The following is a 20,312-nucleotide window of genomic DNA, read 5'->3' as shown; positions in this document are numbered from 1 at the left end:
TTCCTTCTGCAGGCGGGCTTCGTCGATCTCGCAGGTTTCCAGGAAGCCCATCAGTGTCGGGCCGTGGTACCAGGGCGTCTTCTCGCTGGCCGTCAGCATGTTGTCGCCCTTCAGGCCCGACAGCGGGATGCTGGTGACGTCATTCAGGCCGATCTGCTTGGCGAATTCGAGGTATTCCTCGTTGATCTGGTTGAAGACCTTCTCGGAGTAATCGACCAGGTCCATTTTGTTGATGGCCAGCACGACCTTGCGCACCCCGATCAAGCTCACGAGGTAGCTGTGGCGGCGGGTCTGCGTCAGCACGCCCTTGCGCGCATCGATCAGGACCACGGCCACGTCGGCGGTCGAGGCGCCGGTGATCATGTTGCGGGTGTACTGCTCGTGGCCCGGGGTGTCGGCGACGATGAACTTGCGCTTGTCGGTCGAGAAGAAGCGGTAGGCGACGTCGATCGTGATGCCCTGCTCGCGCTCGGCGGCCAGGCCGTCGACCAGAAGCGCGAAGTCGATGTCACCACCCTGGGTGCCCCACTTCTTCGAGTCGTTCTCGATCGCGGCCAGCTGGTCTTCGAACAGCATCTTCGATTCGTACAGCAGGCGGCCGATGACGGTCGACTTGCCGTCATCGACGGAGCCGCAGGTGATGAAACGCAGCAGGCTCTTCTTCTCGTGCTGCTTCAGGTACTTTTCAATGTCGACTGCGATCAGGTCCGATTGGTGGGCCATGATGAATCCTTAAAAACGTTCGGTGTATTCAGCCAGGTGGCACTCGGAAGGCGAGGACAGGTCCAGCCTGGTGGCGTGCGCGGATCCGGCTTTGCCGGTCCGCTGCGCGAGCCCCCTCGGGGGGCAGCGCGCGCCAGCGCGCGTGGGGGCCGTCAGAAATAGCCTTCTTGCTTCTTCTTCTCCATCGAGGCGGCGGCGTCGTGGTCGATCATGCGGCCCTGGCGCTCCGACGTCTTCGTCAGAAGCATTTCCTGGATGATGGCGGGCAGCGTGTCGGCGGTCGATTCCACCGCACCCGACAGCGGGTAGCAGCCCAGCGTGCGGAAGCGGACGTTCTTCATCATCGGCACTTCGCCGTCGCGCAGCGGCATGCGGTCGTCGTCGACCATGATCAGCGTGCCGTCACGGTCGACCACCGGACGCTCGGCCGCGAAGTACAGCGGCACGATGGGCACGTTTTCCAGGTAGATGTATTGCCAGATGTCGAGTTCGGTCCAGTTCGAGATCGGGAACACGCGGATCGACTCGCCCTTTTGCTTGCGGCCGTTGTACAGGCGCCAGAGTTCGGGGCGTTGGTTCTTCGGATCCCAACGGTGCTGCGCCGAGCGGAAGCTGAAGATGCGTTCCTTGGCGCGGCTTTTTTCTTCGTCGCGGCGGGCACCACCGAAGGCGGCGTCGAAGCCGTACTTGTCCAGCGCCTGCTTCAGGCCTTGCGTCTTCCACATGTCGGTGTGGATCTGCGAGCCGTGCGTGAACGGGTTGATGCCCAGTTCCTGCGCTTCGGGGTTGTGGTGCACCAGCAGCTCCATGCCCAATTCCTTGGCCATGCGGTCGCGCATCTCGTACATCGCGCGGAACTTCCACGTGGTGTCCACGTGCAGCAGCGGGAACGGGGGCGGCGATGGGAAGAACGCCTTCTTGGCCAGGTGCAGCATGACCGCCGAGTCTTTGCCGATCGAGTACAGCATCACCGGGTTGTCGGCCTCGGCGACGACCTCGCGCATGATGTGAATGCTTTCGGCCTCCAGCCGCTGCAAGTGGGTCAGGTTCATGGGGGTGATGTCCGTTGTTTCAGGCAGGGAAGGGAAGGAAATCGAGGCGGCGCGAGGCCTGGCTTCGGGCGGCGCCGCGATGATCGCAGCGGCTTTCGCAACGCCGGCCGTGGCCGGCGGCGAAAGCGTGACGGAAGTGGGCGCGGTCGCGACCGGCGCGCGGGCCGGCAGCGCCGGCGACGGTGGCAATGGCATGGCGGGCGAGGCCGGTTCGGGCGCCTGCCGCGCGCGCGGTGCCAGCGGCCCGGGCAACAGTTTCAAACGCGGATGCGCGCCCAGCCATTGCTGCACCTTGGGCACGCGGCGAAAGTCCGGCCCATGCAGGTACACCCGCCACGGCCCGGCGGCGCTGCGCAGCAGCCGCGCGAGGAAATCGAGATAGGCGTCGGCCGAGGCCAGCGTGCCGGGTACCGGCAACCAGGCCAGGCTGCCGCGCGGGCGGCTGGCGACCAGCACACCACCCGGTACCGGCCGATCGGGGTGAGCCAGGCTGCCGGCCCAGGCCAGCTGCGAGCCCTCGGCACGGGCTTGCTCGACCGCTGCCGGCCAGGTCTGGGCCAGCCAATCGGCTTCCGCCGGCGAGCGGGCGGCCTTGGCCCCGCGCAGCGATACCAACGCCAAGCCCCAGCGCTGCAGCAGGCGCGACACTGCGCGCGGCTCCAGCGCGATGCCGAAATGGCGCGACGCCAGCGTGCGCAACGACAAACCGGTCCACAGCGCCGGCGGCAGACCGTGCCGCTCCGGCAGGTCGGACAGCGCGGCCAGGCGCAGCGACTGCTCTTGCCCGACGCTCAGCACCCGCCCATCGCCCTTGGGCCGCCCGCGGGCACCGACGGCAATCGCCGCCCAGCCGCCCCCCTCGAAGGCCCGATAGGCCTGGATGATGGTCGGCACGCTCAGCCCGGTGGCCTGCTGGATCTCGCTCAGGCTGCGCCCGTCGACGCGCAACTCGACCGCACGCCGACGGCGCGCATTCAGCGCAGCGATGTCTGGGGTGGGCGAGGTCACGAATCACGGTCAGAAAATGTTTTAGGGGATTGGATTGTGGCACGCGCCGGGCACAATGGCGAATCCCTCATTTGTATATGTGACTTATGAACACCTCTGCTGCTGCCCTGCTCGAGCAACTGACCCCGCTGATGCGGGATGCCGGCCAGGTGATCATGGACATTTATGCGACCGACTTCGACGTGACCAAGAAGGGTGACGAGTCGCCGGTCACGCAGGCCGACCAGAAGGCCGAGACAGTGATCCTGGCCGGTCTCGCCAAGATCGCGCCGGGCATTCCGGTCGTGGCCGAAGAGGCCGTCGCGGCTGGCAACATTCCGGATGTTAGTGATCGCTTCTTTCTTGTCGACCCACTCGATGGGACCAAGGAGTTCATCAGCCGCAACGGCGAGTTCACCGTCAACATCGCGCTGGTCGAGCACGGCAAGCCGGTGCTGGGCCTGGTCTACGCCCCCGCGATCGGCCGCATGTTCACCGGTGCCGCCGGTGTTGGCGCCTGGGTCGAAGACAAGGACGGCAAGCGGGCGATCCGCTGCCGCGCCGTGCCGGCCGAGGGCCTGACGGTCGTCGCCAGCCGCTCGCACGGCGACGAGACCGCGCTCGACGCCTTCCTGGGTGGCCGCAAGGTGGCCTCGCGCACCAACGCCGGCTCGTCGCTGAAGCTGTGCCTGGTGGCCGCTGGCGAAGCCGATCTGTACCCGCGCCTGGGTCGGACGATGGAATGGGACATCGCCGCGGGCGATGCCGTGTTGCGAGCCGCGGGCGGCAGGGTCACTGTGGTGGCCGACGGCGCTGATTTGCGCTACGGTAAGCCGGGTTTCGACAATCCGCATTTCGCAGCCAGCGGCTTGGCCTGACGACAGCAGGCCGGGCCGGCGGGCCCGAAGAAAACAGACGGGGGGATGGCCATGCCAACATGGTCCGAAGCGGCGGAGCCTTCTCCGCGTGTCTGGCGCCGCCGGTTTGCAGCGCTGCTGACGGGGGCCTGCCTGCTCGGCACCGGGGCCGCCGCCCTGTCCCAGGCCGGCCCGCCCAGCCACGGCCCGATGGTCGGTGCCATCACGACAGACAGCGCCGCCGTGTGGGCGCGCTGGCAGGGGCCCGGCACCGCCCACATCACCTACAAGCCGACTGGCGCCGCCGAGGCGATCGACGGTCCGGTGGTCGAGATCTCCGAGGCGCATGACTTCACCGGTCGTTTCGCGCTGGCGGGGCTGAAGGCCAACACCACCTACAGCTACACGCTGCAGTTCACCGACGCGCTGGGCGAAGTCAGCCGCAATCTGCCGTCGTACTTCCGCACGCCGGTCAAGCTGCCGACCTCGCTCAGCTTCAGCGTGCTGGGCGACTTCATGACCCGCCAGCGTGCCAGCAAGGCGCTGCGCATGGCGGCCATGCCCCGGCCCCACTTCGTGCTGATCGTCGGCGACCTGGACCATTCCGACCCGGCCAGGCTGCCGAACACACAGGACTACTACCCGATCGAGCAGGCCCAGACCGTGCTCGGCAACCTGCGCCAGATGCGCCGCCTGATGCTGGACCCTTCCAGACCGCTGGGTGCCGACTTCGTCAAGGCTTTCGTGACATCGAAGACGGCGCAGCAACTGCAAATTCCGCTGTACTACGCCTGGGACGACCACGACTTCTGCATGAACGGCGCGAATGCAGGTTGCCCGTTCGGCGACCTGGCCCGTTCGGTCTACCGCGACTACTTCCTGCCGGCGGCCGACAACGGGCTGCGCGAGGGCCAGCTTTGTGGTGATACGGGCGACTGGCAGAGCTTCAGCCACGGCAACCTGGCCAGCTTCTTCCTGCTCGACGCCCGCAGCAACCGGGACGCGGCCACCGGGCGCCTGCTGGGGGAGTGTCAGAAGCAGTGGCTGCTCGATGGCCTGGCGCGCTCGACGGCGGTGTGGAAGTTCATCGTCTCACCGATCACCTTCAATCCCACGACCAAGCCCTGGGACGCCTGGGGCGCGTTCCCGTCCGAGCGGGCCGAGCTGCTCAACTTCATCCAGGAGCACCAGATCGCCAATGTCATCGTGTTGAGTGCCGACATCCACTCGGGCGGCGCCCTTGACGACGGCCGCAACGCCGGCCTGCCCGAGGCGTCGGCCCCGCACGCCAATATGCCGTCGACCTGGGTCGACACCTACTGCCGGCTTGATCCGATGGACAGCCGGCTGCTGGTCAGCGCGCCGGGCACCTGGATGCTCGGCGGCTTCATCGAGCCCAACCTGCAGCGCGAGCCGGTGGCCTGTCTCGGCATGGACTATTCGAAGAAGCGCATTGCCCTGCTGGACCAGCCCCCGTTTCCGCTGCCTGGCGCTGACAGTGCGGGCTACCTGAAGGTCGACCTGACCAGCAACGCGGTCACGATCCGCGTGATGGACGCCGATGGCCATCTGAAGCAAGGCTATGCTGCCGACGGAACCCCCGCGGACATGAAACTTGAGCTCTTCCGGTAGGCCCTCAGCGCCCCTGCCCAGCCCCAGCATCGATTCCCTCGCCGAGTCCTCGCCAGCGCGCGACCAGCCGCTGGCGGGCTGGCGCGTGGCGGTCGTGCACGGGCCTGGCGTGTTGGCACGCCAGCGCACGCTGCCGGCGCTGCTGCCCGAGCTGACGCTGGTCGGGCCGCGCAAGGCGGGCGATGTGCGCCCGGACGGCGTGCTGGCGTGGGGCCGCAAGCCCAGCGCCAAGCGCGCCGAAACCTGGGCGCACGAGCAGCGACTGCCATTGACCCGGCTCGAAGATGGCTTCCTGCGCTCGGTCGGGCTCGGTGCCGATGAGCCGCCGCTGTCGGTCGTCATCGACCCCATCGGCATCTATTACGACGCCGGTGGCCCGTCGCGGCTGGAGCAGTTGGTGGCAGCGCCACTGACCGAAGGGCAGCAAGCCCGCGCACTGGCGTTGGCTGCGCGTTGGCGCGAAGCCCGCGTGTCCAAGTACAACCAGGCGCGTGAAGCACCCGGCCTGGTGCGCGACGGCGATGTGCTGGTGATCGACCAGACCTTCGGCGATGCATCCATTGCCTACGGCAGCGCGACGCCAGCGAGCTTCACCCGCATGCTGGAGGCGGCGCTGGATGAGCACCCTTCCGCACGCGTGCTGCTGAAGGTCCACCCCGATGTGGTGGCCGGCCGCAAGCGCGGCCACTTCGCGCAGCTGTCGCCTGGCGCGGCGGCGCGGGTTCAGTTGCTGGCCAGTCCGGCCCACCCCTGCGGGCTGCTCGAGCGGGCCGGTGCGGTCTACACCGTCACGTCGCAGATGGGCTTCGAGGCGCTGCTGTGGGGGCGGCCGCTGCGCTGCTTCGGCATGCCGTTCTACGCTGGTTGGGGCCTGACACGTGACGAACTGGGGGCGCCCGACCGGCGCAGCGCAGCCGGCTTGGCGGCGCTGTGCCACGCCGCGCTGATCGACTATCCGCGCTACCTCGACCCGGAGACCGGCCAGCGCTGCGAACCCGAACGTCTGTTGGATTGGATGGCGCTGCAGCGGCGCATGCGCGAGCGCTTTCCGGCGCAGATGGTGGCGGTGGGCTTTTCGCGCTGGAAGAAGCCGATCGCCCGTGCGTTTTTCGCCGGCAGCGACCTGCGCTTCCAGAGCGCCAATCGGCCGGTCCCGCCCGGGGCCGGCCTGGCGTTGTGGGGCCGGCGGCCGGTGCCGCCCGCGGCGGTCGGTGGGCAGGCGCAACCGCTGGTCGTGCGGCTGGAAGATGGCTTCCTGCGCTCGGTCGGCCTGGGGGCCGATCTGGTGCGGCCGCTGTCGTGGGTGATGGACCGGCAGGGCATGTACTACGACGCGACCGCGCCGTCGGCGTTGGAGCGGTTGCTGGCCGAAGCCGAGTTCGACGAGGCGACCTGCGAGCGGGCCCGGGTGCTGCGTGAGCGCATCCTCGCTGCGGGCTTGACGAAGTACAACGTCGGCCAGGCCCGCTGGCAGCGTCCGGCGACGATCAAGCCGGTCGTGCTGGTCGCCGGCCAGGTGGAGGCCGACGCGTCGATCCGCCTGGGCGCGCCGGGCCTGCGCACGAACATGTCATTGCTGAAGGCCGTGCGTGCCGAGCGGCCCGATGCCTACCTCGTCTACAAGCCGCACCCCGATGTCGTGGCCCAGCTGCGCGAAGCAGGCAGGGGCGAAGGCGCCGCCGCCGCGCTGTGCGACGAGGTCGTCATCGACGCGCCGATGGACCAGGTGCTGCGCCAGGTCGACGAAGTGCATGTGCTGACCTCGCTCGCCGGGTTCGAAGCCCTGCTGCGCGGCAAGTCGGTGGTCTGCTGGGGTTGCCCGTTCTATGCCGGCTGGGGCCTGACCCAGGACCGCGTGGCGATCCCGCGCCGCACGCGGCGGCTGACGCTGGACGCGCTGGTGGCGGGTGTGCTGCTGCTGTACCCGAGCTACGTCAGCCGGGTGACCGGGCACTTCACGACGGCCGAGCGGGCGCTGACCGAGCTGCAGGCCTGGCGCGAGGAAGGCGCCGCCGGGCAGCGAAACGTCTCGACCGGTCGGCGCGCGTGGCGTTGGACCTTGCGCCACGTGGTGGCGCTGCGGCGCTGGTGGAGCGGCGAGGCGGCTTGAGGCCTGCCACCGGGAACCGCCGCCAAGTCGGCCAGATCTGCGGAAATACGGAAAAGCGAAAGCAGTTGTTGCAGTACGCGGCTGTAGAAACTTCCGCGAGCGTCGGCCTTTGTCGGCGCGGCAGAATCCGCCGCTGCACCCCGTATGAAGCCGGGGGGCAGGCTGGGGCAGGCGAATTCGTCAAGAAAGATCAAATTCGCCACAAGTGCCACCCATTCGTGGGATCGTCACGTTCCCGGTCTTTCCCTAGAGTGTCACAGTGGATCGTCACAGTGGCATGTGCGCGTGATTCCGCGGGAACGCGGGTTGCTTAGTCCGATCGATTTGTGCGCCGCAGCCTCTGGGTGAATCCACCTTTGGTGCGGCGGTGATGTTGACTCCGTTGTCCTTTAGATGATCCCCACCTCGCTCGATCGATTGCTCTGCCAGCGTCGCACGCTGATGTTGCAGGGCCCGATGGGGTCGTTCTTTGAGCGACTGGCCGGCACGCTGCGTGCACATGGCCAGCAGGTCTGGAAAGTCAATTTCAACGCTGGCGACGACTGGTTCTTTCACGGGGATCAGGTCATCCAGTACCGCGACCCGCTGGACCAATGGCCGGCCCGGTTGCGGCGCCTGATCGCTGAATTGCGGCTGGACGCGATCGTGCTGTTCGGGCAGTCGCGCCAGATGCACCAGGCCGCGATCGAACAGGCCCGCGCGCTTGGCGTCACGGTCTTCGTGTTCGAAGAAGGCTATGTGCGACCGGACTATGTCACGCTGGAAGTCGGCGGTGTCAACGCCGCGTCGCCGCTGCCGCGTGACCCGGCCTTCTACCGCGACCTGAACATCGAACCGCTGCCGACACCGCAGCCGACAGGCCAGAGCTTCAGTGTGGTGGCTTCCGTCGCGATCGCCTATTCGGTGGCCCGCTCGATCGGCCACCCACGCTACCCGCACTACCGCCACCACCGCTCGATCGCGCCGGTCCGCCAAGGCCTGAAGTGGGCCCACGGCGCCTGGCGCAAGTGGTGGTACCGCTTCACCGAGCGCGAGATGCAGGACTTCCTCGCCGCACCGGAACAGCACAAGCGCTTCTTCCTGGTGCCGCTGCAGGTCTACAACGACAGCCAGATCCGCCGCCACTCGCACTACAAGGACGTCGGAACCTTCATCCATGAGGTGCTGGTGTCGTTTGCGCAGCATGCGCCGGCCGATCAACTGCTGGTGCTCAAGCACCACCCGCTGGACCGGCCCTACAACGACTACACCCGCCTGATCGCCGCCGAGGCCGAACGCCTGGGTATCACCGACCGGGTGCACTACATCCATGACCAGCACCTGCCGACGCTGCTGAAGCATGCGACCGGCGTGGTCACGGTCAATAGCACCACCGGCCTGCAGGCGCTGTACCACGGCACGCCGGTGATCACGCTGGGCGAGTGCATGTACGCGATCGAGGGCCTGGTCCACCCGGGGCCGCTCGACAGCTTCTGGGCCGACCCGGGCCCGGTCGATGTCGAGCTGTTCCAGCGTTTCCGCACCTACCTCGTGCGCGAAACGCAGCTCAACGCCAGCTTCTACGCCGAAGCGCCCGGGCTGCCGTCGATCACCGACAGCAGCCGCCGCCGTGCCTCGTCGTTGGAAATGCCCAGCGCCGCCCCCCAGGCCGCCAGCTGGTCGGCACCGACCGGGCCGACGTTGAAGTAGGTCGACGCTGGGTGGGCGAGGTAGAACCCGCTCACGCTCGCCGCTGGCGTCATCGCCAGGCTTTCGGTCAGGCCCATGCCGATCTCGTCGCAGGCCAATACGCGGAACATCGCGCCCTTGACGCCGTGGTCCGGACAGGCCGGGTAACCCGGCGCCGGGCGGATGCCGCGGTACTTCTCGCCGATCAACTCCTCGTTCGACAGGTGCTCGTCGGCGGCGTAGCCCCACAGCTCGGTGCGCACGCGCTGGTGCAGCCGCTCGGCAAAGGCTTCGGCCAACCGGTCGGCCAGCGCCTTCAGCATGATCGAGCTGTAGTCATCGTGAGCGGCTTCGAACTGCGCCGCTTTCTTGTCGGCGCCGAGGCCGGCGGTCACCGCGAACAGGCCGATGTAGTCGGGCTGCGCGCCTTTGGGCGCGATGAAGTCGGCCAATGAGCGATTCGGCCGGGCGACACCGTCGATGACTGGGCGTTGGCTTTGCATCCGCAGCGGTGCCCAGCGCAGCAGCACCTGCTCGCGCGACTCGTCGGCGTAGACCTCGATCACGTCGTCATCGACCGTGTTGGCCGGGTACAGCCCCATCACGCCATGGGCCTGCAGCCAGCGGCCGTCGATGATCTTCTTCAGCATCGCCTGGCCATCGGCGAGCACACGTCGCGCCGCCTCGCCGACCACCGCGTCCTGCAGGATCGCGGGGTAGGGGCCGGCCAGGTCCCAGGTCTGGAAGAACGGTGCCCAGTCGATGCAGGCGGCCAACTCGGCCAGGTCGTAGTGCTTGAACACGCGCCGACCGATGAAGCGCGGTGCCGCCGGCGGCACGCTCCAGTCGATCGGCGTCTTGTTGGCCCGCGCCTGCGCCAGCGTGACCAGCGGCGTCGCCTTCTTGCCGGCGTGCAGCGTGCGCACGCGGTCATAGTCGGCCCGCAGCTCGGCGAGGTAGGCCTGCGAGCGTTCGTCGGACAGCAGCTCCGAGCACACGCCGACCGCACGCGATGCGTCCGGCACGTAGACCACCGGGCCTTCGTAGTGCGGCGAGATCTTCACCGCGGTGTGCACGCGGCTGGTCGTCGCGCCACCGATCAGCAGCGGCATCTGCTTGTCGCGGAACCATGCGTCGCGCTGCATCTCGGCCGCCACGTGCTGCATCTCTTCGAGGCTGGGCGTGATCAGGCCGGAAAGGCCGATCAGGTCGGCGCCTTCGGTACGGGCTTTCTCGAGGATGTCCTGGCACGGGACCATCACGCCCATGTTGACGACTTCGAAGTTGTTGCACTGGAGCACGACGGTGACGATGTTCTTGCCGATGTCGTGGACGTCGCCCTTGACCGTCGCGATGACGATCTTGCCCTTCGGCTTGGCCTCGCCGCCGGCGTCGATCATCGCGGCTTTCTCGGCCTCGATGTAAGGCAGCAGGTGCGCCACGGCCTGCTTCATCACCCGCGCGCTTTTCACCACCTGCGGCAGGAACATCTTGCCGGCACCGAACAGGTCGCCGACGATGTTCATGCCCGACATCAACGGGCCTTCGATCACGTGCAGCGGCCGGCCGCCCTTGGCCCGGATCGCTTGCCAGGCCTCTTCGGTGTCGTCGGTGATGAAGTCGGTGATGCCGTGCACCAGCGCGTGGGAGAGGCGCTCGTTGACGCCGGCATTGCGCCAGGCCAGGCGCTGCGAGTCGTCCTTCGCGGCGCCCTTGGCGGTCTCGGCGATCTCGATCAAGCGTTCGCCGGCGTCGGGCCGGCGGTTCAGCACGACGTCTTCGACACGCTCGCGCAAGGTCGCGTCGAGGTCGTCGTAGACGCCGACCATGCCGGCATTGACGATGCCCATGTCCATGCCCGCCTGGATCGCGTGGTACAGGAAGACGGTGTGGATGGCCTCGCGCACCGGCTCGTTGCCGCGGAAGCTGAAGGAGACGTTCGACACGCCGCCCGAGACCTTCGCTCCGGGCAGGTTCTGCTTGATCCAGCGCGTCGCGTTGATGAAGTCGACCGCGTAGTTGTCGTGCTCTTCGATTCCGGTCGCGATCGCGAAGATGTTCGGGTCGAAGATGATGTCTTCGGCCGGGAAGCCGACCTCGTCGACGAGGATGCGGTAGGCCCGCGCGCAGATCTCGGTCTTGCGCGCAAAGGTGTCGGCCTGGCCCTTTTCGTCGAAGGCCATCACCACTGCCGCGGCACCGTAGCGGCGCACCAGCGTGGCCTGGCGCTTGAACTCGGCCTCGCCTTCCTTCAGCGAGATCGAGTTGACGATGCCCTTGCCCTGCAGGCACTTCAGGCCGGCCTCGATCACGCTCCACTTCGACGAATCGACCATGATCGGCACACGCGCGATCTCGGGCTCGCCGGCGACGAGGTTCAGAAAGCGCACCATCGCCGCCTGGCTGTCCAACATGGCTTCGTCCATGTTGATGTCGATGACCTGGGCGCCGTTCTCGACCTGCTGGCGCGCGACCGCCAACGCCTGCTCGTACTCGCCGGCCAGGATCATCCGGGCGAAGGCTTTCGAGCCGGTCACGTTGGTGCGCTCGCCCACGTTGACGAACAGCGAGCCGGCGCCGATCGCGACCGGCTCCAACCCGGACAAGCGCATCGGCGGCGGCGCGACGGCGGAAGGTTCGGAGGGCAAGGGCGCGGAGCGGTCGGTCATGGCGGTAATCAGCGGTCTCAAAGACGAAGGGCCGGTCGATCGCCACGGCTCACCCACGGCGGTCGCGTGCGACCCGGGTGAGCGCCGTTGCCGCACGCGGCGTTTGGACGCGCCAGCGTGCCCGTGCCGAGCCTGGCGGCATGGCTTTCGGCAAGAAAGACCACGCCGTCGCAACGCTCCTCGGACGGTGCGCGAATTCTACGCAAGCAAGGGCTTACGAGGCTTGACCGCTGTTACAACCCGTGCACTTTGTCAGGCGCCCGGTTTGCTTCAATGGCAGCATGGATACCCTCGGGCTGCGCATGCCCTGCGCGTTGTCGATGCGCCGGCTCTCATTGAGCGCCGCCGTCGTGTTGTTGGCCAGCTTGCAGGCCTGCCGGACCTCTGCGCCGTCCGCGCCAGGTGCGGCTGCGTCTTCGACCTCTGAACCGCCGGCCGCGACGGCCAAACCCACGCTGCCGCCCGATGCCCCCTTGGCAGGCGAGGCCCGCTGGCTGACCGAATTGTTCGCCGGCACGCCGGTGCAGGTGGCGGGCGAGCCCGATGGCAGCGTGGTGTTGCGCGTGCCGATGAAGTACGCGTTCGACGCAGCCCCGGCCTCGACGACCCCGGCGGCCGTTGCGCCCGGGCCGAAGCCGCCGCTGCAGGCGGTGCTCGACAAGTTGTCGCAAAGCCTGAAACGCCAGCCGGCCGCCAAGCTGCAGGCCGCGGCACCGGCCGGTCCCCGGTCGGCCGAGCGGCTGGCCGCCGTGCGCAGCCACCTGGCCACCAAAGGGGTGCCGAACTGGCGCATCGCGTCGGCCAGCCCTCCGGCTGACGACCAGATGCTGTTCCGATTGGTGGCGCCGCCGGCGGGGTTGCGCAAGCTGGACGACGGCACGCTGGCGCCCACCTCGGCCGGCCGCGTGTTGCCGCCGCCCAATGGAGGCAGTGGCGCGGCACACTGACCGCTCATCCCGAGTTCGTGGATGGCCGGCTCGGCTTGCCGAGCCCTGGGGCGCTGAAGGGTCACCGACGGGCAACGAAATCCGCCAAGTGGGCGCTGACATCACTTTTCGCCTCAAGATGGGCGGTGGTTGGCCGATGACACCCGGAAGCCCCGCCGCCTCGTGGTCGCGCGGGCCTGCCTGCCACCATGAAACTTGTCCCCATCACCCCCGACGGCCTGGAGCCCGGCTACCCGCTGCCGTTCTCGCTGCGCGACATCAACGGCCAGGTGCTGGTGCACCGCGGCTCGCCAATCGCCGACCAGCAGCAACTGGGCTATCTGCTGGCCCGCGCACTGTTCATCGAAGAGGGCGAGAAGGACTTCGCTCAGCGTCAGCTGAACGCCCAGGTCGACCAGATGTTGCGCACCGGCGGCGCCACCTTGGGTGCCATTGCGGCGCTGCGACCCGAATTCGATCAACGTGCGACCGAGCCGATGCCCTTGGCCGAGCGTCCGCTCGAATGGCCGGATCTGGAAAGCCGTGCCCGCGTGCTGCTGGGTGACACCGGCGCGACGCGCTGGGTGCCGCGAGTGGACGATCTGGCGCAGGAGATGCTGAACCGACTCGACCGCCAGGTCGACGCCACGCTGCTGCGCTTCATCCACCTGGCCGGCCGCCAGCCCGAGGACTACAGCACCCACCACGCGATCCTCGTGATGCTGCTGTGTGCGCTGGCCGGTCCGCGCCTGCCCGGCTGGCAACCCGAGTGGCGCCGCCCTTTGACCCGCGCGGCCCTGTCGATGAACGTCGGCATGACCGTGTTGCAGCAGGCGCTGGTGCGCCAGGCGGAGCCTTTGAATCCGGTCCAGCGCAACCAGGTCCACCTGCACGCGCAGCGTGGCGTCGAGTTGCTGCAGGCCGCGGGCGTCGACGACCCACTGTGGCTGGATGCGATGCGCCACCACCACGACGCACCCAGCGGCCCGCTGGACAAGCTCGAACCGGCGATCCGCCTGGCGCGCCTGATCCAGCGCGCCGACCGCTACGCTGCGCGCCTGAGTGCGCGGCGCAACCGCGCTGCGTTGTCGGCCAAGGCCGCCGCACAGGCGGCGTTCTTCGACGAAGGCGGCCACCCGGACGAGGCCGGTCAGGCCCTGCTGGCCGAAACCGGCCTGCATCCGCCCGGGGCTTGGGTCAAGCTGGCCTGCGGCGAGGTCGCGCTGGTGATGAAGCGCCAGCCGAACCCGAAGGCCCCGCTGACGGTCGTGAGCCTGGTCAACCGCGAGGGCATGCCGCTGGCGGTGCCGGCGGTGCGGCACACGGCGCTGCCGAAGTACAAGGTCGAGGGCGGCGTGCCGTCAGGCGACGTGCGGGTGCAGCCGAACCTGGAACAGTTGCAGAAGCTGGTCTGAGACCCGCTTCAACTGCCCGTCAAAACCTGATGTCCGAGGTCGGTACGGCCTGGATCTTCGGCCCGAAGCTGGTCAGGTTGGGCAGCGTCGCGTTGTGGTGCGTGCGGATCGTTTCGGCACTGGCGTGCGGCTTGTCATGCGTGGTGTGGGCATCGGCCGCGATCGTCACCGCAAAGCCCAACGCTGCCGCGCGCCGGGTCGTGGTGTCGACGCAGAACTCGGTCGCATAACCGCACACCACCAGGTGCTCGGCGCCCCAGCCCGCCAGCAGGCCGGCCAGCTCGGTATGCAAGAAGGAGTCGGGCGTGGACTTGCGCACCTTCACGTCATCCGGCTGAACGATGAGTCGTTGGTCGAGCTGCCACTTGTCGCTGCCATGCGCCAGCGGGCTCTCCGCGCGCTCATGCTGGATGAACACCACCGGCGCGCCGGCTGCGCGGGCTCGCTCGGCGAGCAGATTGATGCGCTGCACGACGGTTTCGCCTTCGAACGGGGCGGGGCTGCTTTCGAACAGCCCGCGCTGTACATCGATCACCAGCAGGGCGGTTTTCATGCGTCGGCGCCCTCGGCCACCAAGCGGGTCAGCAGCGGGTCGTGGCGATGCCGCGGCCGGTAGGCGCCGACGCGCTTCGCGATCGCCGCGATGTGGTCGGGCGTGGTGCCGCAGCAGCCGCCGGCGATGTTCAGGAAGCCGCTCTTGGCGAACTCTTCCATCAACCCACCGGTGACTTCCGGCGTCTCGTCGAAGCCGGTGTCGCTCATCGGGTTGGGCAGGCCGGCGTTCGGGTAGCAGCTGATGAAGGTGTCGTCGGCCAGGCGCGACAGCTCTTCGATGTACGGGCGCATCAGGGCCGCCCCGAGCGCGCAATTGAGGCCGATCGCCAGCGGCCGCGCGTGCCGCACCGAGTGCCAGAAGGCACCGACCGTCTGGCCCGACAGGATGCGGCCCGACGCGTCGGTGACGGTGCCGGAGATGATCACCGGCAGGCGCTGGCCGGTCTCTTCCATCAGCTCGTCGAGCGCGAAGATCGCGGCCTTGGCGTTCAGCGTGTCAAAAATGGTCTCGACCAAGAACAGGTCGGCGCCGCCTTCGAGCAACCCTTCGGCCTGCTCGCGGTACGACGCACGCAGTTGATCAAAGGTGACGTTGCGGGCGCCAGGGTCGTTGACGTCGGGGCTGATGCTGGCGGTGCGCGGTGTCGGGCCGAGTGCGCCGGCGACGAAGCGGGGTTTGTCGGGCGTGCTGTACTTGTCGGCTGCCACCCGCGCGATCTTGGCTGCGACGACGTTCATCTCGCGCGCCAGGTGGCCCAGGCCGTAGTCTTCCTGCGCGATCGAGGTCGCGCCGAAGGTGTTGGTCTCGATCAGGTCGGCGCCGGCAGCCAGGTACTGCTCGTGGATCTCCTGGATCACGTCGGGCCGGGTCAGCACCAGCAGGTCGTTGTTGCCCTTCAGGTCTTTCGGATGGTCCTTCAGCGACTCGTTGCGGAAGTCGGCCTCGCCCAGCTTGTAGCGCTGGATCATGGTGCCCATGGCCCCGTCGATGATGGCAATGCGCTGGGCAAGGATCGCGGGCAGCGCGGCGCCGCGGGTGTAGGCGGGGGTGGGCTTCATGGGGGTCGATTGTAGAAAGACCTGGGGAAAGCCCTGGTGGCATGCGGTTGTTGGCGCGGCGGACGGTGGGGTGCCAATGCGCTCGTTGATCTGCGGCTACCTTGATCCCACGAGCGCATTGGCCGGGGCATCACGGTGGTCACGCGGGGAGGCGGGGCCTTGGGGGTGAACGTCTAACGAGAGCCCCCGAGGCCCCGCCTTCCCGCGCGCTCCGAACTCGCCAACGCTTGCCAACACCAACCCGCGCCTCAAGCGTCCAGCCGCAACCCGACATAGTTCTCCGCCATCGCCTTCATCGCGGCTTCCGACTGCACCAAGTAGTCCAGCTCCGCATGCTGCATCTTGCGGCCGAACTCGCCGGCCTCGGGGAAGCGGTGCATCAGCGAGGTGAACCACCACGAGAAGCGTTCGGCCTTCCAGACGCGGGCCAGTGCACGTTGCGAGTAGCTGTCGATGCCGGCGTCCGAACCGCGGTAGTGCTCGGCCAGCGCGCGACTCAGCATGCCGACGTCGGACGCGGCCAGGTTCAGCCCCTTGGCGCCAGTCGGCGGCACGATATGGGCCGCATCGCCGGCCAGGAACAGGCGGCCGAAGCGCATCGGCTCGGCGACGAAGCTGCGCAGCGGCGCGATGCTTTTCTCGATCGACGGGCCTTCGATCATGCGGGCGGCGTCGGCTTCGGGCAGGCGGCGCTTCAGCTCGGCAAAGAAGCGTTCGTCGCTCCAATCCTCGACGTGATCGTCGAGCGAGCACTGCACGTAGTAGCGCACGCGCGTCTTGCTGCGCATGCTGCACAGCGCGAAGCCGCGCGAGTGGTTGGCGTAGATCAGTTCGTCGTGCACCGGGGGCACGTCGGCCAGCACGCCGAGCCAGCCGAAGGGGTAGACCTTCTCGTAGGTCTGCAAAGCCTTGATCGGGACGCTGGCGCGGGCCACGCCGTGGAAACCGTCGCAGCCGACGATGAAGTCGGCCTCGATCCGGTGCGGCATGCCTTCGAGGGCGTAGCGCAGCGCCGGCGTGGCGCCTGCAAAACCCTCGGGGTGCACGTTCTCGGCGGCGTAGATGGTGGTCAGCCCGGCGGCGCGGCGGGCGTCCATCAAGTCGCGCGTGACCTCGGTCTGGCCATAGACCATGACCCGCTGGCCGGTCAATGCGTGCAGGTCGATGCGGTGATGGCGGTCGTCGAAGCAGAGCGAGAACCCGTTGTGCGGCAGGCCTTCGCGGTGCATGCGTTCGCCCACGCCGGCTTCGTCGAGCAGGTCCACCGTGACCTGCTCCAGCACGCCGGCGCGGATGCGGCCGAGCACGTAGTCGGGCGTCTGGCGCTCGACGATGACATGGTCGATGCCCTGCCGGTGCAGCAAAGCGCCCAGCAGCAGCCCGGCTGGGCCGGCACCGATGATCGCGACCTGGGTTCGCATGGTCTTGCCCTCCACCACCACAAACAACACAGTCAGCGTAGGCCGGTGCCGGTCCGGCCTCAATGGAGGATTGCGGCCAAACCTTGCACAATTCGAACATGGCTTCATCTCCCCTGGGTCGCCGCGAGGCGACCGCGTTGCCGGCCTACCAGCTCTACGGTGAAGCCGGTACGGGCTCGGTGGGAGAGAGACTGCATGTCGAGACGATTTCGGCCCGCAGTCGCTTGCACGAATGGGAGATCCGCCCGCATCGGCATGAGTTGCTGTTTCAAATTCTGTACATGGCCCATGGCCACGCCGAGGCCCAGCTCGACGGCCGGCGCCACCGTCTGGCCGGTCCGGCTGCGGTGACGGTGCCGGCCGCCACCGCCCACGGTTTCGTCTTCGAGCCGGGCATCGACGGCTGGATCGTCACTGTGCAGGAATTGCATGTGCGCCAGCTGTTGACGCCCGAGCCTGGCCTGTGGCCGCTGTTCGAGCGGCCCACCGTGCTGGCTTGGGGAAGCGATACGGCGCCGTGTGCCTGGGGCAGTCCGGCACAGGTGACCGATGCGGTGGCGGCACTGGCCGGTGAATTCGCCGGCCACCGGCGCTGGCGCCATGCCGCTATCGACGCCGAGCTGGCTCGCCTGCTGCTGGCGCTGGCGCGGGCGTTGCCCGGGCCGGCCGATGGCCTGGCCACCGAAGCGCCCCAGCACCTATCCCGCTACCGGGCGTTGGTCGACGCGCGCTTCCGGCTGCAGCCGAGCGTTGCGTCGCTGGCGGCCGAGCTGGGCATCAGCACGACCCAGCTGAACCGCATCTGCCGGGCCCAACTGGGCAAGGGGGCGCTGGACCTGCTGCACGCCCGTGTGGCGCTGGAGGCCCAGCGTCAACTGGCCTACACGAACCAGAGCATCAAGCGCATCGGCATGGACCTCGGCTTTGCCGACCCCGGCTACTTCACGCGCTTCTTCCAGCGCCTGTGCGGCCTGTCGCCCACCGCCTGGCGCCGCCGGGCGCACCAGGGTTGATCGACGGCGCATGTGGCGCGCCGGCCTGAGGGCTGCGCAGCATCCGAATCCGCGGCGAACGCCACGCCCGTGGCGCCAATGTCACCCTCAACACCGGTCGATCGGCGCCGAAAACGGATCGATGAGCGCGCAAAACCAGCCGCGCGGGTCGTTGTTCCACACGCCGGGCCTCTTTCCCAAAGCCGGGTGTCGAAAGAGCCGTCGATGAAATTCCTGTCCAACCAGTGGCGAATGCTGCTGCCTTGCCTGGCTGGCCTGGGCCTGGCCGGCGTGGTGCTGGCCGTGCTGCTGCGCGGCAGCGCCGGCTTTCTGCTCGAGCGCGACGCCGAGCAAAGCGCGATGGCCTGGGCCCGGCTGGTCGAAGCCTCGGTGCCCGACCTCGACGCGATCTTCGAAGGCCGTGGCGCCAGCGAGGGCGCGCGCCGGCAACTGCACAACTTCCTGCAGGTGCAGGAGGTGTTCCGCTTCAAGCTCTACAACCGCGAGGGCCACCCGGTGCTGGTGTCCGACGATCTGTCGCCCGGGTCGTCCGGCCGGCTGGCCGCCGAGAAGGATCACCACGATGCCGCGGGCGATGAGGACGTGCGCCAGCTGATGCTCAGCGGTGCGCCGGTGATCGAACTGCAGCGCGACCCCCACGGCGATCGTCCGGCCACCTACAGCGAGGCGTACGTGCCGGTGCTGCGCGGCGGACGGGTGATGGGGGTGGTGGAGGTCTATGTCGACCAGGTCGAACGTGAACAGCGCATCAACCAGGCCTTCATGCGCGTGGCGGCCACGGTGTTCGCGCTGCTGGCGGTGGCCGGCGCGATCGTCGGTGCGGTGGTCTGGCGCCAGTGGCGGCGTGACCGCCTGGCCGACGAGCGCATGCGCTACCTGGCGCGGCACGATCCGCTGTCGGGCTCGCTCAACCGCGCCAGCTTCGCCGAAAGCCTGCGCCAGGCCGCCTGGCGGCAGGCGTGCGGCGGGCCCAACTTCGCGGTGTTGTGCATCGATCTGGACCGTTTCAAAGACATCAACGACAGCCTGGGGCACTCGGCCGGTGACGAGGTGCTGCGCCAGGTGGCGGCGCGCCTGCGTGACCTGGTCCGCCATGGTGACGTGGTGGCCCGCCTGGGCGGCGACGAATTCGCACTGCTGCAGACGGGGGTCGACGGCCCCGATGCGGTGACGCGCCTGGCCGAGCGGGCGGTCGAGTCGCTCGGTCGGCCCTACGAACTGGGCGGGCAGACGGTGATCTGCGGCTGCAGCGTCGGTGCGGCGATCTTCGGCACCGACTCCGACGACGACGAAGAACTGATGCACAAGGCCGACCTGGCGCTGTACCGCGCCAAGGCCTCGGGCCGCTCGACCTTCAGCTTCTACGACGCCTCGCTCGACGAGAAGCTCGAGACGCGCCGCCAGCTGACACGCGACCTGCGCGAAGCGATCGGCAGCGGCACCCAACTGAGCCTGAATTACCAGGCGCTGTGGGGCGCCGACGGCCGCACGCTGACCGGCTACGAAGCGCTGCTGCGCTGGCACCACCCCGAGCGCGGCCCGGTATCGCCGGCCGAGTTCATTCCACTGGCCGAAGACACCGGCCTGATCGGCCCGCTCGGCCGCTGGGTGCTGCGCACCGCCTGCGCCCAGGCGGCCACCTGGCCCGCGCACTTGGCGGTCGCGGTCAACCTGTCGGCCGCGCAGTTCCGCCACGATGACTTGGTCGAGCTGATCGCCAAGACGCTGGACGACACCGGTCTGCTGGCCACTCGGCTGGAGATCGAGATCACCGAATCGCTGCTGATGAGCAACACCGAGCAGGTGCTGGGCACGTTGCGGGCGTTGTCGGCGATGGGCGTGTCGATCGCGATGGACGATTTCGGCACCGGCTACTCGAGCCTGGCCTACCTGTGGCGCTTCCCGTTCGACAAGGTCAAGATCGACCGCGCGTTCACCCAGCACCTGGGCAGCGACGAGAAGGTCAACCTGATCGTCAAGTCGATCATCTCGCTGGCGCACTCGCTCGAGATCCGCGTCAACGCCGAGGGCGTCGAAACCCATCCGCAGCTGCAGGCCCTGCGGGATCAGGGCTGCGACGAGTTCCAGGGTTTCTTGCTGGCCCGCCCGAAGCCGGGGGACCAGTTGAACCACGAGGCGGGGCCGCCCGCCGAGCCCGTGGCCGAGGCCCCGGCGGCGGCGCTGCTGACCACGGCCGCGGCGGCCTCGGCCACCCAGGCCTGACG

At 68.3% G+C, this 20,312-nt stretch carries 13 protein-coding genes, 2 pseudogenes and 1 riboswitch; of the genes and pseudogenes, 8 read left to right on the top strand and 7 right to left on the bottom strand.

What is annotated here, in order from left to right:
* The 3 genes and pseudogenes from VFY73_RS29390 to VFY73_RS30495 form a co-directional block, all read right to left on the bottom strand.
* Window positions 1–723, bottom strand: a 723-nt coding sequence (locus VFY73_RS29390; RefSeq protein WP_329725147.1) for a GTP-binding protein, incomplete at its 3' end; no start/stop codon positions are given.
* A 152-nt stretch (window positions 724–875) separates the two neighbouring features.
* Window positions 876–1,775, bottom strand: coding sequence for a sulfate adenylyltransferase subunit CysD (gene cysD, locus VFY73_RS29385; protein WP_329725148.1), 900 nt, complete (start codon window positions 1,773–1,775; stop codon window positions 876–878).
* Window positions 1,776–2,366: 591 nt separating this feature from the next.
* Window positions 2,367–2,573 (bottom strand): annotated as a pseudogene (locus VFY73_RS30495) (winged helix-turn-helix domain-containing protein); the annotation flags it as partial.
* A 296-nt stretch (window positions 2,574–2,869) separates the two neighbouring features.
* Between VFY73_RS30495 and cysQ the strand changes: the two are divergent.
* The 4 genes and pseudogenes from cysQ to VFY73_RS29365 all read left to right on the top strand — a co-directional run.
* Entirely contained in the window at window positions 2,870–3,640 is a 771-nt protein-coding gene (gene cysQ / locus VFY73_RS29380; protein WP_329725146.1) for a 3'(2'),5'-bisphosphate nucleotidase CysQ, read from the top strand.
* 51 nt (window positions 3,641–3,691) lie between these two features.
* Window positions 3,692–5,251: an alkaline phosphatase D family protein gene (locus tag VFY73_RS29375; protein WP_329725145.1), complete on the top strand. Its 1,560-nt coding sequence runs from the start codon at window positions 3,692–3,694 to the stop codon at window positions 5,249–5,251.
* Window positions 5,235–7,361 (top strand): capsular polysaccharide biosynthesis protein, encoded by a 2,127-nt coding sequence (locus VFY73_RS29370; protein WP_329725144.1) that lies wholly within the window; start codon window positions 5,235–5,237, stop codon window positions 7,359–7,361. The genes VFY73_RS29375 and VFY73_RS29370 overlap by 17 nt, the downstream gene beginning before the upstream one ends.
* Before the next feature lie 393 nt (window positions 7,362–7,754).
* A pseudogene (locus tag VFY73_RS29365) lies at window positions 7,755–8,864 on the top strand (capsule biosynthesis protein); the annotation flags it as partial.
* Window positions 8,865–8,920: 56 nt separating this feature from the next.
* On the opposite strand, the gene metH reads toward VFY73_RS29365, so the two are convergent.
* Entirely contained in the window at window positions 8,921–11,698 is a 2,778-nt protein-coding gene (gene metH, locus VFY73_RS29360) for a methionine synthase (RefSeq protein ID WP_329725143.1), read from the bottom strand.
* Between the two features lie 72 nt (window positions 11,699–11,770).
* A riboswitch (S-adenosyl-L-homocysteine riboswitch) is annotated at window positions 11,771–11,886 on the bottom strand.
* Between the two features lie 93 nt (window positions 11,887–11,979).
* Here metH and VFY73_RS29355 point away from each other — a divergent pair.
* A complete protein-coding gene (locus VFY73_RS29355; RefSeq protein ID WP_329725142.1) occupies window positions 11,980–12,645 on the top strand; it encodes a hypothetical protein in 666 nt (221 codons plus the stop codon).
* Window positions 12,646–12,833: 188 nt separating this feature from the next.
* Complete coding sequence (locus tag VFY73_RS29350; RefSeq protein WP_329725141.1) at window positions 12,834–14,039, top strand: HD-GYP domain-containing protein; 1,206 nt, start codon at window positions 12,834–12,836, stop codon at window positions 14,037–14,039.
* Window positions 14,040–14,058: 19 nt separating this feature from the next.
* On the opposite strand, the gene VFY73_RS29345 is transcribed toward VFY73_RS29350, so the two are convergent.
* The 3 genes from VFY73_RS29345 to pobA all read right to left on the bottom strand — a co-directional run bounded on the left by VFY73_RS29345 (window position 14,059) and on the right by pobA (window position 17,074).
* A complete protein-coding gene (locus tag VFY73_RS29345) occupies window positions 14,059–14,592 on the bottom strand; it encodes a cysteine hydrolase family protein (RefSeq protein ID WP_329725140.1) in 534 nt (177 codons plus the stop codon).
* The gene (locus VFY73_RS29340; protein WP_329725139.1) at window positions 14,589–15,653 is read right to left on the bottom strand and encodes a homocysteine S-methyltransferase family protein; all 1,065 of its coding nucleotides are present in this window, start codon (window positions 15,651–15,653) and stop codon (window positions 14,589–14,591) included. Before VFY73_RS29340 ends, VFY73_RS29345 begins: the two co-directional genes overlap by 4 nt.
* A gap of 248 nt (window positions 15,654–15,901) precedes the next feature.
* Complete coding sequence (gene pobA / locus VFY73_RS29335; RefSeq protein ID WP_329725138.1) at window positions 15,902–17,074, bottom strand: 4-hydroxybenzoate 3-monooxygenase; 1,173 nt, start codon at window positions 17,072–17,074, stop codon at window positions 15,902–15,904.
* Between the two features lie 98 nt (window positions 17,075–17,172).
* Between pobA and VFY73_RS29330 the strand changes: the two genes are divergently transcribed.
* Window positions 17,173–18,087 carry a helix-turn-helix domain-containing protein gene (locus tag VFY73_RS29330; RefSeq protein WP_329725137.1) on the top strand — a complete coding sequence of 305 codons (915 nt, stop codon included), beginning with the start codon at window positions 17,173–17,175 and terminating at the stop codon, window positions 18,085–18,087.
* Between the two features lie 204 nt (window positions 18,088–18,291).
* Complete coding sequence (locus tag VFY73_RS29325; RefSeq protein ID WP_329725136.1) at window positions 18,292–20,310, top strand: putative bifunctional diguanylate cyclase/phosphodiesterase; 2,019 nt, start codon at window positions 18,292–18,294, stop codon at window positions 20,308–20,310.
* Window positions 20,311–20,312: the final 2 nt, after the last annotated feature.

It is taken from the genome of Ideonella sp., from assembly GCF_036277275.1.
In the GTDB taxonomy this organism is placed as follows: domain Bacteria; phylum Pseudomonadota; class Gammaproteobacteria; order Burkholderiales; family Burkholderiaceae_C; genus Ideonella.
Note: the sequence above shows the minus strand (reverse complement) of the source record. Positions and strands in the feature narration are given on the sequence as shown.

Coding starts and splice junctions, on each gene's coding strand:
- cysD (WP_329725148.1), bottom strand. CDS start 1,775: ATGAACCTGACCCACTTGCAGCGGCTGGAGGCCGAAAGCATTCACATC.
- metH (WP_329725143.1), bottom strand. CDS start 11,698: ATGACCGACCGCTCCGCGCCCTTGCCCTCCGAACCTTCCGCCGTCGCG.
- pobA (WP_329725138.1), bottom strand. CDS start 17,074: ATGCGAACCCAGGTCGCGATCATCGGTGCCGGCCCAGCCGGGCTGCTG.
- VFY73_RS29325 (WP_329725136.1), top strand. CDS start 18,292: ATGAAATTCCTGTCCAACCAGTGGCGAATGCTGCTGCCTTGCCTGGCT.
- VFY73_RS29355 (WP_329725142.1), top strand. CDS start 11,980: ATGGATACCCTCGGGCTGCGCATGCCCTGCGCGTTGTCGATGCGCCGG.
- VFY73_RS29340 (WP_329725139.1), bottom strand. CDS start 15,653: ATGAAGCCCACCCCCGCCTACACCCGCGGCGCCGCGCTGCCCGCGATC.
- VFY73_RS29350 (WP_329725141.1), top strand. CDS start 12,834: ATGAAACTTGTCCCCATCACCCCCGACGGCCTGGAGCCCGGCTACCCG.
- VFY73_RS29330 (WP_329725137.1), top strand. CDS start 17,173: ATGGCTTCATCTCCCCTGGGTCGCCGCGAGGCGACCGCGTTGCCGGCC.
- cysQ (WP_329725146.1), top strand. CDS start 2,870: ATGAACACCTCTGCTGCTGCCCTGCTCGAGCAACTGACCCCGCTGATG.
- VFY73_RS29375 (WP_329725145.1), top strand. CDS start 3,692: ATGCCAACATGGTCCGAAGCGGCGGAGCCTTCTCCGCGTGTCTGGCGC.
- VFY73_RS29345 (WP_329725140.1), bottom strand. CDS start 14,592: ATGAAAACCGCCCTGCTGGTGATCGATGTACAGCGCGGGCTGTTCGAA.